Raw genomic sequence first — 15,730 nt, forward strand, 5'->3', positions numbered from 1 at the left:
ATAAAATTTAAATTGAATCTTCTTTTAGTAAAGATAAAACATACACAACACATAAGATAATAAGAAAGTAAATGAAAACAATATTAATTCTAATGGCATATTAAACGTTATAATCAAATAAATACAACATATAAATAGAATCAAGAAGATAATAATTGATTCTCTACCATTGATTTGTCCGAATTTATTTGCTACAATTATTATTAAAAGTACAAATGTAAATAATATAATGACATATATCGATATACCTGTTTTATCAATAATTTCAGGACAAAGTGTCATTAAACTAACAAATATTAGTAAGTAAGAACAAATAATAATTGGATAAGAAGTATAATTTAAATAAAATCTATATCTTCTTGTATATTTTAATTCATAATTAATTTCTCCACACTGTTCTAACCACTTTTTTGATACCCAATTATATGTAGGCGATACTGTTGTCCATTTTTTTGATATGAATACATCATAATCGGAATAAATCAAAAATTTGAATCTAAAATAATCCAATGAATATTTATTGTATCTTAATATTTGCAATATAACTGAATTATTTACATTTTTTGTCCATTTTTCTTTAATAAGCTCGTATAATACGGATTCATCATAAAATATTATTTTAATAGAATCATTGATCTCAATTTTTTTATTTAATAATTCAAAATTTTCAATTTCATTATCTCTTATTTCTAAAACATCTCCTCGAAAATAGATACGAATACTGTTTATATTTACAGGTCTGTTGCCATCATTAAATATAGTCAAGACTGATTTATTATTGTAATTATCTCTTGAATATCTTAAAGCAATACGTTTTGCACGATTCATATAGATTGTTTTGTAAATTGTAATTATCATTACTATTCCTGTGAACCAGGTACCTATTGCAGCAACTGCTTCCCAAGGTATAGATGACCAATCCAAATGAATCACTTTGATTTATTCAAAACCTCATGTGGATGTTTTTGAATGTCTTTATTTGTTTCGTGTAAAATACTCTGTGAATTCTATCTTGACCTCATAGTAGATATCGTCTATCTACGCGTAGCGGTCGTGCCGTGCAGGCACGAAACAGCCGGAGACTCCCTATGTATCTTGACCGTCCTCCAATCAATGATTTTCTTATTTTAACAGTTCGGATCTCCTGTTCACGTTATTCATTATCTCCCTCAGTTCCTCTTCTCTTCTCTCAGGATCCTATATTCTGTTGACATAACGCGGATCACATTCCATGAAATCCACGATATCAGCCATGACATTGTGTTCTGTCGCATCATAAATCGTGTCCATTATTTCTTCGTTCAATTCAGATATCATCCTTGTTATCATCATTCTCAACTTTCAATAACAATCAACAATGTTTTATTCAGATTAATTACAGTTAGTATAACTGACCAAACTATTTTCTAAAATAGTATTATATAGTGTAAAAATCAGTTGAATTCGATGGTCGATGTATATAATAACTTCTTAAAAACAATCAGCGATAAATTCAAAGCCTCCTTTAATGAAATACAGTCGGATTATAATTTCGATCTAGGCGATGAATTCGAAATAGCTGTTTGTAAAACACTAAATCGGATATTACCGAAAAAATATGGTGTTTGTCGTGGAACAGTTTTCACAATAGATGGAAGAACTTGCGGAGACGATATAATCATTTATGATCAACAAACATTTCCAACTCTCAGATTGTTAGAAGATGATCAATGCGCTCAGAAACAGCGTATTCCGATTGAGGCAGTAGTTGCTTATATCGAGGCGAAAAATACCATTGTTCTTGAAGATGGGTGCGGTAATAGCCTTATGCACGCTGTTGAGCAAGCAGTAAAAATTAAAACTCTTGGTCGTAAAGAACATCCATTAGATGTACTCAATGGACAAATTGATCCAATTCCCGAATGTCTTAAAATTGAAAGAGATAAAAGATATCCGCAAATCAATAATCCCATATATACTTGCATATTTTCAAATGGAATACGTAAAAAACCAAAAACCAAAATACTCAATAATGTGGATGCGATTAAATTAATGGATGGTATGAGTTTAAAATTTGAAGAGTTTCATCCAGATCTACTTATCCTTAGTAATGATATTTTTTTACTTCCTGCAATAAATGGTTCATTTTGTTCTCCATTTTTTATGGAGGGACAATCTAAATTACATATTACTTTAGAAGAAAAAATGGCTTGGGGTATAGGAATATCTCTAATGTTTCATGCATTTGAAGATATTAGACTTAAATCTGAATGGAAGTGGACGGTTATAAAAAGTCTTGAACTACTAGAAGAACAATAATAATTATTTTTTCGATTTTATTGCGTAAATCTGTTCAAATTTATATTTTCCATATGGTGTATATTTCCATAATAATGAATTTCCAGCAATCTCATATTCTATAATACCTAATGCTTTGAATTGCATTTTTATTATTTTTGTTATTTGATCTATATTTGTTATGCGATAACCATTCCATGGTTCAACTTCATAATATCCATTAAAATCATTTTCTAATAATCTATCTAATTGATTATCGTACAAATCAGATATTAATTCGAATCCAAAAATCTTCAACAATTCATTCCAAGATAGGGATATTTTTATTATATCCTCGTTTATTATCATGTCACCCTGAAATATTTCTAAAAAACAATTTATTTCATGTATTTCATCGTCCTTTGCAAGATCTTCAGTTCCTTCAGGAGCTTTTGTATTTATGTCGAGCAAATTTTCTTTTAGTTCTTTATTTTCATCTATTAATCCAATGTATTTCTTAGAAATTTCTGGAGGAATCGTATCTCCTCTTATCCAACCAACTGCTGGTTTTTCATCTTTGGTTTCGTCTATTGCTTTAAGAACCTCTAAGCAAAGATGGTATTTATTTTTCCAATGCCTTAGATGATGACTGTCTGTTAATCTTTTTATAAATTGCGAATACTTTATTTTGCCTTCTTCTGTTTCTTCCTTTTTTTCAGATGGCATATCTTCGATATTTTCTGGTATAAAAACTAAAACTGGAATCTTTTTTTCTAATGCATACTCATATTCTTTTTCAGTATAGGATTTTCCATCCTTACAGGATCCATATCTACCGCCTACGATTAAAACATAATAATCGCATTGATCCATTACTTTTTTGATATAACTGAATTGATCATCAGGCGATGCAGCAAATAATTCCATTCCCGATGGTATACAGTTTGCATCCAATAATGTTTGAAAAACGCCCATCCTTTCTTCTACTAAGTCTGTAAATGTTGAACTGACAAAAACCTGATATTTTACGGTATTATCAGCCATATTATCAGTCCTTATTCAAATTTCTGCTCACCGACATCTTTATTTTGCCGTATCTAAACTGATTTCGCCGTTTTCAGAAAATTTGATGCCTTTTCTTTCAGCTAAAAGTTTTATCCTATACGCTTCGTATTGTCTTAACGCAGCGATAATGTAATCATTTCTACTTGAAAAATCTCCGGAAGATATTATATCTTCTTCGATTCTGGATAGTAAACCTTCTGGTATCTTTACTGAGGTTGCTTTTGTTCTTTCTTCTCTATCCATTGTATTTCAATTGAGTTTTCCTTTTAACTAGTTTGGTATTTCTTATGTGTTTTAAATGTAATATTTATATAATCTATATTTTATTTGAAATACTGAGGTTGCAACCGACACCCGATGCAAATGATATGGAATCAGAGTATCTGGCAAGATAATATTTACAATTTTTACGTAAAAAAATCTAATAATAAAAAATAACCCAAATGAAAAATCTACCAACAGAATGAATCAGAATAGTGCTCCCGCCGGGATTTGAACCCGAGTCGAAGCCTCGAGAGGGCTTCATGATTGGCCGCTACACTACAGGAGCTGTAACTCCACCCATACGAAGGTCATTAATAAAGATTTCGAAAAGCGTTCATGTCACTGGATTACCCACTACAAACGGTGTGGATGATACTAAGCTTTAAATTCATGGCAATACAATCCTTACATCATGTCTGAACAATTCTGCACCCAATGTGGTACTATAATCGCAGATGATGCCCAGTTCTGTCCCAAATGCGGGAAAGCGGTCGAAGGCCGTGATGCCGCAACAAAGGAAAAACAACAGATCGCGCAATTCCAGAATGCAATCAACGAGTCTAGAATAGGCTGGCTCGTGTTCCTTCTGGCGATATACTCGATACCTGCCATCATCATAGGACTCTATTACGCTATTGACCCATCAGCTATGGCCAACGCGGCATGGAACAACGAATCGATCAAACAATGGCTTATTGATAACAATATAACCTACGACCAGTTGGTTAATTATTTCCGTTACTTCGGATACATAATCATCGCAAGCGGTGCAATGGTCCTCGTCAGCCTGATATGCACATGGAAGCGCACAGCCTGGAAGATCGCATTCATCGCATGCATGATCGGATCGTTCCTTTGCTTTTTCTCCATATTCGGTATCATCATCGGCCTTCTGGTCTCTTGGATGATCTATGGCACAAAGGATCTTTACGTCAACGACAAATCAATCTCCAAAACGTGAACATCTGAAAGTTAAACCTTTTAAACCCTTTCCATTTTTTCAAGCATTGAATCTTTTATCTGGACAATAAGCGGACACTCTCTTATGCTCCATCGCTGAGATCCTGTCCCTTGTTTCCCTGACCTTGAACACCGATACGCCTGTATCTTTGGATATGTCCTCATCGGTCATCGAAAGTGCTATGCCGTTGAGAACAAGATCGAGATCATGATAGGTTATGCCCATCTCACCCTCATCCGTCTGGCCTTCCCACAACCCTGCAGTAGGTATCTTGTCAATGAACACCTGAGGCACGGCCAATAACTTGGCCAACTGCCAGACCTGCGTCTTATAAAGGTCTATCATAGGCGCCACATCCGCTGCACCGTCACCGAACTTGGTGAAATATCCCATCATCAGCTCGCTCCTATTGGAAGTTCCCACCACAAGATAGTTCTTCTTCCTGGCAATGTTATAGAGAACGATCATCCTGCATCTGGCGGAGATGTTGCCTCTCTCCAGCTGAGAACCCTGATCGGTGAAAAGGGCCGCCGTGAAAGCATCAACTGCTGGCTGTATGTCCACCACCTTGTATGTTGTGCCCCATCTGTTGCTGAGGACCTTGGTGGACTTGTAATCATCCAGGGGCGTAACTGATGTCGGCATGAAGATATTGATGACATTCTTTGCACCTAAGGCTTCGATACACAATTTCGTGATCGTTGCAGAATCAATGCCTCCGCTGAGACCTACCACTGCTCCCTTGCATCCTGCCCTCTTAACAGTGTCCCTGATGAAATCGACCAGCGCCCTGGCGTCATCCTCGTTCATTTCGCGCAACTCGGTGCCTGCCATAGGAAGCGTATCCAATTATTGATAGAAAAACATGTCTGGTGACCTATATCTTAACTGTACATGGGAACAACATTCCGTTAGACCCGAAACACATAATAAAGAAGATTCCATCAGGTTATACATGGGAGTAAGAATCGCCTTGTGTCAGATACCTGCGAACACTGGCAGTGTCGGGACCAACTTAGACCGTATAATGAGCACAATAACACAGACCAAGGCGGACATCTATGTATTTCCAGAGCTTTTTTTGACAGGATATGGCACCGATTATGTGCCATTGAAGAACGATGTCGAATACGCCCTCGACAAGATCTCCCTGTGGTGTTCTGAGAACGATATCGCCATAGCTGTCGGTTCCCCCGCGTTCGTGGAAGGGGCCATCAAGAATTCACTCTATTTCATTACTCAGAACAAGGTCGTACGTTACGATAAGATATACCTCGCAAAATTCGGGATATATTGCGAATCCATGTTCGTCCAAGGTAACAAACCAGCCATGGCAGAATTCAAAGGCATGAAATTCGGTCTTTCCATATGCTATGACCTATTCTTCCCCGAGATCTCCAGATTCTATGCTATGAACGGCGCCGACGTCAACATATGTGTTGCGGCATCGGCAGAACCTTCCAAAGAATATTACGAGAAGATAGCGCCAGCGAGATCGTTGGAGAATGTCATGTACACCATATTCGTGAACAACATCGGTAAATACGGTACAACGAAGATGTTCGGCCATTCCCGCCTAATAGGCCCACTCGGGAACACGATAAGCGAGGCCGATGACCGTGAGGACATCAGATGCGTCTATGTTGACAAAGAAGTGATCAAGAATTCACGCAAGATAAGAAGACACATGACCGATCTGAGAAAGGACATCGACTGGAAGATATGATCAATATTCTACCAGATCGCCCAACTTTATGTACCTCGCGTTCAACCATTTGGCCAATTTCAACGCGTCCTTCTTCCACAGGCCGTCACTCGAATCGATGACCGTCCATTCAGTATTGGGAAGGTTCATGATCGGTGCGATCTTCTTCAGTTCCGAGATCGGTTCCATCCCAGGAACTGCAGACACGTTACCTTGGCCATCCGTGATTATTATCACATAACATCTCTCATCCGGATGCTTCCTCAGATAATTCATCAGATAATCCCTTGCTGTCAAAAGAGCAAGATTCAACGGAGTAGAATCTCCGGTGGGTGTATTTGCCAAGGTCTCGCATATGGTCTCCACAGAACGGGTGAACGGTACTATCAGATCCGCCCTGTCTGATCTGAATGTCATCAGTGCCACCTTGTCCCTCTTGACATAACTATCCGTCAACATGGACCTTATAGCTCCCTGGACCACTGCCATCATGTTGCCTACTACAAGCGACCCGCTGACGTCCACCATGAATAAGAAGGAACACGAATCACGTTTGATCCTGACCTTCTCACGTATATCCTGGGACTCGATAACGAGACTCAGACCGTTGGATTCCCTTGCTTTCTGATGTGGTGCCGCCGCCCTGACTGTGGCATCGAAGGCCGGGTCACCGGTCTTTCCATTGGGTATCCTGAATCCCTGATACCTGCCAGAATTCTTTTTGCTGGATCTGTCGACCCTTTTGGTCTTTATACCGACCATCTCATGAAGGCGTATCGCTTCGAACTCAACTATCTGGTCTATGGTCTTCTTAATATCATCACATAGGTCTGTGCTGTTTCCAATGGGCACCGTTGTTTTTGGTTCGAGATCCCTTACAACTATACTGCTCTCATCTATGTCTTCAACATTCACATCGGTCTCGACGAGCTCCATCACATCCACATCATCGAGTTCCAGAACATTCTCTGCCTCCACCTGATCCTCGACCTCTCTGTCCGTTCTCCTATGGGAAAGACACATTATCGATGCTTCACGTATATCATTGTCAGAAACAGAGGCCCTGGCATCCAAAGCGGCCAATACCTTCGAGACCCTTGCAACGGCGATATCGCCGCGATGTCCCTTTACGCCTAGTTCCTCGCATATGCGTGCGATGGTTGTAAGGTCCCCATGTGTGAGAACAATGCCCGAGATCGTTGATCTGGCCGTCTTTATCCTGTTTGCCTCTGCCACATCATGTTCATCATAATCAGATGAGAAAACAGAGGGGTCCTCGCGGAATCCCAATTCCACCGAGGTTATGTCGGCTCTGACCCCTATCTCCTTTTCAGGAAAGACACTCACACATATGTCGAATCTGTCCGATATAGCACCAGATATCTCTTTCTCTGCTGGGTCCATCGTAGCCATGACAGTGGTACTTAGAGGATATTCTGCTGAGACGCCCTCCCTCTCGACTATGACCTCACCAGACAGTACGCACTCCATCAGAGCGCTTACCGTCCTCTGATCGAAAAGATTGATATTGTCCACATACAGCATGTTGCCGTCAGCGCGCTTTAGAAGACCGCCTAGAACTACAGTACGCCCCTCTTTTATGGCCTTTTCCAGATCCAATCCTCCGAACAGCTGTTCGTCGGATATGTTCTGTGGGACCTCCACCATCTTTTTGCCCTGTACAAGATTCGAGAACGATCTCACAAGAACGCTTTTTGCAGTGCCAGAGGGCCCCCTTATAAGAACCCCTTTTATGCGATCGTCCACTGCAGCGCACATCAAGGCTTTCTTGGCAAGGTCCATACCGACAACGGCCGAGAAAGGAAGACCCTCTCTCAAAGATTGCTTAGACATTCCTCTAACTCTCTCCTGTCGAACTTTGTATCCTCGAAAGGTTTCCTCTTGATACGATGACTCAGCACCATGGGTGCGACGATAGCGAGGTCCTCTTTGGTTACACTGTCCCTGCCTTCGAAAGCTGCGTTCGCCCTTGCCGCCCTCACTAACGTTATATCGGCCCTGTGACCTTCCATGTCGAAATGCATTGCAATCTCGGATGCCATTACGACGGTGCTCCTGTCCACCTTGATACCCAGCACTCTTTCTCTTGCATCCTTTATCTTATTACGGAGCTCGACGGTTTCTTTTTTGTATTTCTCCGTGAAGGCCACTGGGTCTGAATCGAATTCCAATCTGCGCATGACCACTTCAGCCCTATATTCGATGGTCCTCTCCCCGATTATCTCCACACAGAGTCCAAATCTGTCCAATAATTGAGGTCTCAGATCTCCTTCCTCCGGATTCATTGAACCTACCAGTATGAACTTCGAAGGATGGGAGAATGAAACTCCTTCTCTTTCGACGTAATTGACGCCCATCGCCGCGGAATCTAAGAGCAGATCTACAATATGGTCATCTAAAAGATTGACCTCATCCACGTACAGAAGATTTCTGTTCGCCTGTGCCAGTACACCCGGTTCGAACTTTTTTTGACCAGTCTGCAGAACATGTTCCAGATCCAATGTGCCTGCCACACGGTCCTCTGTCGCACTCAACGGAAGTTCGACAACACGCATTGGCATTACCTCGATATCGTATTTTTTGGAATGATATCTCTCTGAACATTCTGCACACATGTTATTCTTATTTTTTGGGTCACAATGAAAAGGACACCCTTTGATGTACTCCACTTCTGGAAGCACCTGCACCAAAGACCTGATCGTGGTTGATTTGGCGGTTCCTTTTTCGCCTTTCACAAGAACGCCGCCTATTCCTGGATCCACGATATTCAACAACAAAGCCCTTTTCATATCTTCCTGTCCCACTATAGCGGCGAATGGAAACAGATTCTGACCTATGGACGACATCTTATCAAAATCAAAATTACATCATCGGGACTTAAACATGATGTGCTGGATGTAAACAACGTTACAACCAATGTTTGCTAATGTCTATGATAAAACAATTAAAAACGATGTATATCTGCGCGCATTGCTATAATTCCAAAGTTATTCTCCATTATTTCTAATCTATTTTTCTGGCTTCCACAAAAACTTATAAATGTGAAGCATTTAACGGTGACCTAGGCCGAGATAGCCCAGCCCGGTAAGGCGCGAGCCTGGAAAGCTCGTGGGAGTCTTTCCCTCGGGAGTTCGAATCTCCCTCTCGGCGCCATTCCCTTAAAAAAATAAAAGTATTTTTCCTTTATATCATTAAAAAACCGTATTCATGAAAATTCTTTGAATAAAACTGGATTCATGTTTCGCACTTCATCAGATCTTCCATGGATTCCCCTGCACCTTCCTTAACGTCAGGATTCTTTTTCACATAATCATCGAGAAGAACATCGTATATCGGTTGCGTACCTACGCGTCCAGATATCACGTATGCAATGAAAACACATATAGCCACAGGAAGAAGATGCGTTAATGTTCCAGTCATTTCGGTCACCAGCATTATTGAGGTCACAGGTGCTCTTAAGGATGAGGCGAGTGTTCCAGCCATGCAATAAATTGCACAATTGCATATCAACTCATTTGGCATGCCGACCTTTGTCATCACTATGCCGACCGCAGCACCTCCTAACGCACCGACTGCCAGTATTGGCATGAATATGCCACCGGGAGCACCACAACCAAAACTACTGGTGCTGAAAAATAACTTGACTATTAAGAGCGTCAATATCATCGCGATCCCGATCTCTGCCTTTTCTGCGATACCTACTAATCCCTCCCCACTACCCAAGGTCTCTGGAAAATATATCCCGATCGGAAGGGCGACCAGAATTACCACTCCAGGAGCCAACCATCCAGGCAACCTGCCATACAATGCCCTCATCTTGATGTAAGAGTAGTTCATAGTCCAACCCAGTACTCCGGCCACTATTCCACATGGTATCAACCACCAATACTCATTGATGGCCAGATCTGGAACATCTACGAAATCAAGAATTGGTGTCAGACCGAAGATATACATGGCGATCAAACTCGCTGCCAGTGATCCGGCAATACCTGCCAAAAAAACATACTTCGAAAAACTATGTTGTATCTCTTCCATGGCAAATACCATACCAGAAATGGGTGCACTAAATGCCGCCGCGAGTCCCGCTGCAGCACCACTGGTCATAAGTAATCTTTTTTCTAACTCATCTCCACTCATCCGGTCAGATGTTACTTTTGCCGTTGCCGCACCGATATAAACAGAGGGTCCTTCTCTTCCGACTGAAAGCCCGAATATGCCGCCTAGAAACCCACCAGAGAAACGTGCCATCAATACTTTTGGTGCATTGAGTTTGAATCCGAACATCACATTTCCTTTAACTTGAGGAACACCGCTGCCTGATGATGAGGGTTCCCACTTTATTATACGATATATTAGAAATCCCGAAAAAAGGGCCAAAGCGATCCATGGGAATATGTATATCGGATTTTCTTCCAAAAAAGCATACATAAAAACGGCAAAATCCGTACCGTAATCGATACCCAAACGGAAAAGACAAGCCATAAAACCAGCTAAAAGACCGATTATTATGCATTTCCATGCAAGGTCCCATCTTGCATGTTTCTCTCTCGACCTGGATGCTTTTCTTTCCATTCAAATATGCATGCTGTTTGAATCCTATTAACATTTGGCCAAATAAAATTCATTATTCATGCCCTAATAATTATTTAAACCAGAAAGGCCATAGAAAAAGAAAGTCGAAAGGAAACGATTTCATGGACCTTAACGAAGCCATCATGTCAAGGCACTCTGTCCGCAATTACATGGACAAAGAAATAGAAGAAGAAAAACTCGCAGAACTATATTCTGAGATATATCTCTGCAATACAGAGGGCAAACTCAATATACAAATGATCACAAATGAACCGAATGCATTTGATGGGTTCATAGCACATTACAGTAACTTCAGCGGAGTTGCCAACTATATGGTGCTAATAGGCCCAAAAAATAAGGACCTTGACGAAAAGATCGGATATTACGGGGAGCGCTTGGTGCTGAAAGCACAACAACTTGGACTTAACACCTGTTGGGTAGCATTGACCTTCAATAAGGGAAAAACAGAATGCAGAATGGACAAAGACGATAAACTGGTGTGCGTCATAACCCTTGGATACGGAAAGACACAAGGTGTCCCCCATAAGAACAGACAACCATTGAAGTTTTTCTACAGAGCGAAAGAAGAACCACCAGAGTGGTTCATGAATGGTGTGAGAGCTGCTGTTTTGGCCCCTACCGCGATGAATCAACAGAAATTTGTAATCAGCCTCGTCGACGACAAGACCGTTGATGTGAAATCAAAATTCGGCCCCTATACAAAAGTGGACCTTGGTATTGTAAAATATCATTTTGAGATCGGAGCAGGCGAAGACATCTTCAAATGGAAATAAGACTGAAGTGTTTAAAACATCAAACCCACAAAAACAGATTATAAAACATCTTACCGTTTAGAATCAAAACCTGTTCTACAACGGATTCAAATCTTTAAAAGGATAAAAATCAGGAATTATAAACATTCCTTGAGAAATTTTGAAGGCGTGGTCACCCTGACGGGCGACCCGTAGAACGACTCTACATTACTGGTCAATATGACGTCTATCCCATTTCTCAATGCAGCATATGCGTATATCGCCTTGTCCGTTTCCGTCATTTCGGAATCCATGGCGCATACTACATCCTCCATCTGAGAATCCAGAGGAATCACCAACCGCATCAGTCTTACAGCAACTGCTCTTGCCAACTCATCAGAGCCGAGAATGCCCCTGGCAGTACAGATGATCTCCTCGATGCAAGACACCGTGCAGAACCTTTCCATGGTCTTATCGGCCATTATTTCTGAAAAGGAATCGACTTCGATCCTATCTTCAGCACAATCGAACATAAGATCCAGGATTATATCGGTGTCAACTAACAACTTCATCTGCTCATCCTCAACCTCTCTGGATCGCTTCCTATCGGGAATATACCGCGCAATGAATTGACCGCCGTCTTAAGTGAATCTTCGGTATTGGTCACTGTCGCAACGATCTTGTTATGCCTGGTGACCATTACATCCTCTCTAGAAGATAACTCCAGATAATACAACATATTTGACCTGAAATCGGACACAGATACGAACACTCTATCACACTTCCTTTGTTATTTAACAGGTTTAAAAAAAGTTTACAAATGGTTTGAAAGTGTTTGATATGGATTTGCTGACCCATTGGGTTTTTCTGGAAAGTGCCAATCTCGCTGGTTCCTTACGGACACACATTGTTGCAAGACTGCGATAGGAAACAACGAACATTTGAGCCCGTAAGCATCCTTCATTCCTTCCGTATCTCATTCTCATGACCAAAGACCATGAAGATACGCCACAATTTGTCTATCGACCTTGACTATGGACGTGCACATGACACGAACGCCCTCGGATCGCCAAATGTTATCAGGCATTTTTTGTATATAATATTTTTCTTTAACTAGACATTTGTCTAATCAAATTATATTTAAACATACAAAAGTTCCAAATACAAATGTTGATTTGAACAATATCATATGAATGAATTAGAAATCAAAAAAAATAATAACGTGCAGTTTCGAAATAATGCCACATGTTTTTAAAAACCGTTATACGACCAAATTGTTCTATGACATTGAATCAAATTACATCTCGATTCCAGCAAGGCAAATTTCCAGACGATTAATGATACCTAGAAGGAACAATCGAAAAACATATTGAACGCACAAATTTCTAAGCGGACAAAAATTCCAGACACCGAACAACCAGTCGAATCGAACATACGTGTACTAACCAAAATATCTATTAAACGACCTACTAATTATTCAATTATGGGATATTAATATACATAACGATACGTAACACTATTAAAATATTTTTATATTAGATATTTGTCTAAAATGTAAATTAGTTTGTATTAAAAAGTACATAATTAAATGTGTCTAGTCTAGACAAAAATAGAAAAAATAAGAATGAATCTTATTAAAAAGTGAAAGGAAAAATGGTTTTACGGTTCGATCGCATCATCGTCGGGCACCCATGCCCCCGCTGATGAGAACGGATCAATTCTTTTTCTGGGTCTGCGATGATTCTGCGGCCTTGGGTGCGTCGTTTTGGGCGGCCTTTGACTGAGCATTGTCGTTACAGCGCTCTTTTGGGTGCTTTCCCATGTAAAATGAATTGGCATTTCTATATATACGTATCCACAATCAACCAAAATCTAAGTAATAAATCTTAAAAAAGAAAGAAAATTAAAAGGCCATGGAGCCTTGTTTGATCATGCTGAATTCGGCTGATCGTTCTTCTCCCTCTTCAAAAGAAGTACGAGTATCAAAGAAACAACACAGGTTGCTGCCGCGATCAAGAACGATGCTGTATAATCCCCTGATCCAGATAGCGCATTGTTGATGCATGTGAAGACCAAAGAAGATGCACCCAGCGCCAAACACACGATACCATAGTTAACACCCATGTTCTGTGTTCCGAAATGATCTGCTGTAACAGTGGCATAAACACCGGACACGCCTCCGAAGGCGTATCCTATTATGCTGATACATACAAGGAACATTACACCCTGTGCAACAATGGCCGCAATGATGCCGACCGCTGTGAGAACAATAATGAACAATAATGCTTGAAGACGACCTATCCTATCGGAAAGCCAAGTAATTGAAAGACGACCGGCAGCACTACTGGCACCCACGATCATGACTCCGAGTGTCGCCAAAGATTCCACTAATCCACGGTCCATTCCCAGTGGCTTGAGAAGAGGATTCAAAATGAAGAATGCTGGAACTACGAAGAACAATGAGAGGAATATCAAATAGAATGACTTTCTACGAAGCATCTCTTTGGTCGTATATTGCTTCTGTGACATCTGGACGTTTATCTGCACACCATCTTTTGAAACAGTGTAGTCCTTGGGAGGGCTGACCAAGAAAAAAGAACTTGTCACACATATCAACAAGAAAGCGATTCCAAAGATCTCGAAGGTCGTTGGAACTCCAAATTCCTTAAGAAGATATGATGCGACAGGAGCAAAGATGACCATCGAAAATCCGAAGGCACCTACCATCATTCCTGTTGCAAATCCACGTTTATCAAAGAACCATTTCTGAACGTTAGCGACCGTACAGGTATAGATTATTCCTACACCCAGGCCACCAATTATCGCATATGTGAGAAAGATGAGGGACGGACATCCTGAATTGACGAACGCTGTGATCAATATACCGAACGACATCACAATACTTCCAAAAATGGCCGTCTTTTTTGACCCGAATATGGACATGATCTTACCACCAATGACCATTCCGATCACAAACGCCACCATCATTATCGAAGTGACCAATGCAGCCGAACTCGAATTCCAAGAAAGATACTGTGTTACCGGCTGCTTAAAAACGCTCCACATGTAGATGATACCAGCACAAAGTTGGACCACCATACCAGCTGCCAGGACCAGATATCTGTTCATGACCTTTTGACTGCAATTTTCACTCATGATTGCACCTATCGGGCTCCTGATGCAAGATGAGTATTTTAATATGTGTTCATTGATGTATATTTTTATACATTAATTCTAACAAAAACAGTGACGCATTCAGAGTAAAAACGAAAAAGAAGAGGTTTGGAAAGAGTTTCCCAGAACTACCGACCCGTAAAGGAGGAAACCGTCATGAAGACGTGGATCGGTTTTTTGTTCGAACCTAATGTTGAGGATTAGGGTCCAAACAGTTTTGGAGGTTGTCCCAAGTAAGTATCCATCCGTCATCGAACCGAAATAAAGTCTCGAAGACACGAGATGTCCAATCATCCCGCCCTTCCCTTTGTTCCAAACGTCGATTCAGGCATACAAAGGACTTACGTCCCACAAAAAGAACACCGATAGTGCCCTACTTTGTATGAACTAAACGAACGAATTCCTACTAATATAAAAATAATTCTATGCCGTATATATAAGAAGGTCACAATCGTACAAAATAGGCCTTAAATGGAGTAAGAAGTTTACGAATGAATCATTGCTTGCGACATATAAGAACGGGACAATATGCCATCCTTGCGATCTTCTCAGCAACACTACCCAAAAGTGTATGGGATAGACCAGTACGCCCAAGTGTTCCACAAACAACAAGATCGTGATTCTTGGATTCTTCTATTATTACTTCGGCCGGCCGTCCGGTAATGATCTTGGGTTGAACCTCGACTCCCATCTCGGCCGATCTTTCAGTCACATATTTCAACGAGGCCTTTGAAGCATTCAAGATGAAATCCCTCTCATCTCCAAGGCCATACCCTTGAGCTACCGCTGCATAACTGCCGATGTCGAAAACGCATATTGCAGTCACCTTGGAATTCAATGCCTTCGCAAGTTCAAGACCGTCATCTATCGCAAACTTGTTACTGTCGCTACCGTCAACAGCGATCAATATTTTTTGATACATATTATGAATATCGTGAGGCAAGAATAAAAAACTACGCC

Annotated in this window: 15 protein-coding genes and 2 tRNA genes; 5 read left to right on the forward strand and 12 right to left on the reverse strand. The window is 40.7% G+C overall.

Annotation, left to right across the window (positions count from 1 at the left end):
- Nucleotides 1-24 precede the first annotated feature (24 nt).
- On the reverse strand, nucleotides 25-924 hold the full coding sequence (locus KRP56_06410) for a hypothetical protein (GenBank protein UAL07453.1): 900 nt from the start codon (nucleotides 922-924) through the stop codon (nucleotides 25-27).
- Between the two features lie 522 nt (nucleotides 925-1,446).
- Between KRP56_06410 and KRP56_06415 the strand changes: the two genes are divergently transcribed.
- Nucleotides 1,447-2,298 carry a hypothetical protein gene (locus KRP56_06415; GenBank protein UAL07454.1) on the forward strand — a complete coding sequence of 284 codons (852 nt, stop codon included), beginning with the start codon at nucleotides 1,447-1,449 and terminating at the stop codon, nucleotides 2,296-2,298.
- Between the two features lie 3 nt (nucleotides 2,299-2,301).
- On the opposite strand, the gene KRP56_06420 is transcribed toward KRP56_06415, so the two are convergent.
- From KRP56_06420 to KRP56_06430, 3 genes are all read right to left on the reverse strand, one after another.
- Nucleotides 2,302-3,300, reverse strand: a complete 999-nt coding sequence (locus KRP56_06420; protein ID UAL07455.1) for a DUF4062 domain-containing protein — start codon at nucleotides 3,298-3,300, stop codon at nucleotides 2,302-2,304.
- Nucleotides 3,301-3,339: 39 nt separating this feature from the next.
- Nucleotides 3,340-3,564, reverse strand: coding sequence for a ribbon-helix-helix domain-containing protein (locus tag KRP56_06425; protein ID UAL07456.1), 225 nt, complete (start codon nucleotides 3,562-3,564; stop codon nucleotides 3,340-3,342).
- 234 nt (nucleotides 3,565-3,798) lie between these two features.
- Nucleotides 3,799-3,871: transfer RNA gene (locus tag KRP56_06430), tRNA-Glu, on the reverse strand.
- Between the two features lie 126 nt (nucleotides 3,872-3,997).
- Between KRP56_06430 and KRP56_06435 the strand changes: the two genes are divergently transcribed.
- Nucleotides 3,998-4,546 carry a zinc-ribbon domain-containing protein gene (locus KRP56_06435; protein ID UAL07457.1) on the forward strand — a complete coding sequence of 183 codons (549 nt, stop codon included), beginning with the start codon at nucleotides 3,998-4,000 and terminating at the stop codon, nucleotides 4,544-4,546.
- A gap of 39 nt (nucleotides 4,547-4,585) precedes the next feature.
- On the opposite strand, the gene KRP56_06440 is transcribed toward KRP56_06435, so the two are convergent.
- Nucleotides 4,586-5,380: an NAD+ synthase gene (locus tag KRP56_06440; GenBank protein ID UAL07458.1), complete on the reverse strand. Its 795-nt coding sequence runs from the start codon at nucleotides 5,378-5,380 to the stop codon at nucleotides 4,586-4,588.
- A gap of 121 nt (nucleotides 5,381-5,501) precedes the next feature.
- On the opposite strand from KRP56_06440, the gene KRP56_06445 reads away from it, so the two are divergent.
- The gene (locus KRP56_06445) at nucleotides 5,502-6,272 is read left to right on the forward strand and encodes a carbon-nitrogen hydrolase family protein (protein ID UAL07459.1); all 771 of its coding nucleotides are present in this window, start codon (nucleotides 5,502-5,504) and stop codon (nucleotides 6,270-6,272) included.
- Here the strand turns inward: KRP56_06445 and KRP56_06450 are convergent, their stop codons facing one another.
- Nucleotides 6,273-8,105 (reverse strand): VWA domain-containing protein, encoded by a 1,833-nt coding sequence (locus KRP56_06450; GenBank protein ID UAL07460.1) that lies wholly within the window; start codon nucleotides 8,103-8,105, stop codon nucleotides 6,273-6,275.
- Nucleotides 8,087-9,118, reverse strand: coding sequence for an ATP-binding protein (locus KRP56_06455; protein ID UAL07461.1), 1,032 nt, complete (start codon nucleotides 9,116-9,118; stop codon nucleotides 8,087-8,089). Before KRP56_06455 ends, KRP56_06450 begins: the two co-directional genes overlap by 19 nt.
- Before the next feature lie 219 nt (nucleotides 9,119-9,337).
- Between KRP56_06455 and KRP56_06460 the strand changes: the two genes are divergently transcribed.
- Nucleotides 9,338-9,425: transfer RNA gene (locus KRP56_06460), tRNA-Ser, on the forward strand.
- Between the two features lie 81 nt (nucleotides 9,426-9,506).
- Here the strand turns inward: KRP56_06460 and KRP56_06465 are convergent.
- A complete protein-coding gene (locus KRP56_06465; GenBank protein ID UAL07462.1) occupies nucleotides 9,507-10,844 on the reverse strand; it encodes a ClC family H(+)/Cl(-) exchange transporter in 1,338 nt (445 codons plus the stop codon).
- Between the two features lie 122 nt (nucleotides 10,845-10,966).
- Between KRP56_06465 and KRP56_06470 the strand changes: the two genes are divergently transcribed.
- Nucleotides 10,967-11,638, forward strand: a complete 672-nt coding sequence (locus tag KRP56_06470) for a hypothetical protein (protein UAL07463.1) — start codon at nucleotides 10,967-10,969, stop codon at nucleotides 11,636-11,638.
- 116 nt (nucleotides 11,639-11,754) lie between these two features.
- Here the strand turns inward: KRP56_06470 and KRP56_06475 are convergent, their stop codons facing one another.
- The 4 genes from KRP56_06475 to KRP56_06490 form a co-directional block, all read right to left on the reverse strand.
- Nucleotides 11,755-12,168: a hypothetical protein gene (locus KRP56_06475; GenBank protein ID UAL07464.1), complete on the reverse strand. Its 414-nt coding sequence runs from the start codon at nucleotides 12,166-12,168 to the stop codon at nucleotides 11,755-11,757.
- Nucleotides 12,165-12,368 (reverse strand): hypothetical protein, encoded by a 204-nt coding sequence (locus tag KRP56_06480; GenBank protein UAL07465.1) that lies wholly within the window; start codon nucleotides 12,366-12,368, stop codon nucleotides 12,165-12,167. The genes KRP56_06475 and KRP56_06480 overlap by 4 nt, the downstream gene beginning before the upstream one ends.
- Nucleotides 12,369-13,525: 1,157 nt before the next feature.
- On the reverse strand, nucleotides 13,526-14,752 hold the full coding sequence (locus tag KRP56_06485; GenBank protein UAL07466.1) for an OFA family MFS transporter: 1,227 nt from the start codon (nucleotides 14,750-14,752) through the stop codon (nucleotides 13,526-13,528).
- Between the two features lie 514 nt (nucleotides 14,753-15,266).
- On the reverse strand, nucleotides 15,267-15,692 hold the full coding sequence (locus tag KRP56_06490; protein UAL07467.1) for a universal stress protein: 426 nt from the start codon (nucleotides 15,690-15,692) through the stop codon (nucleotides 15,267-15,269).
- Between the last annotated feature and the right edge of the window lie 38 nt (nucleotides 15,693-15,730).

It is taken from the genome of Candidatus Methanogranum gryphiswaldense, from assembly GCA_019262145.1.
Classification (GTDB): Archaea; Thermoplasmatota; Thermoplasmata; order Methanomassiliicoccales; family Methanomethylophilaceae; genus Methanogranum; species Methanogranum gryphiswaldense.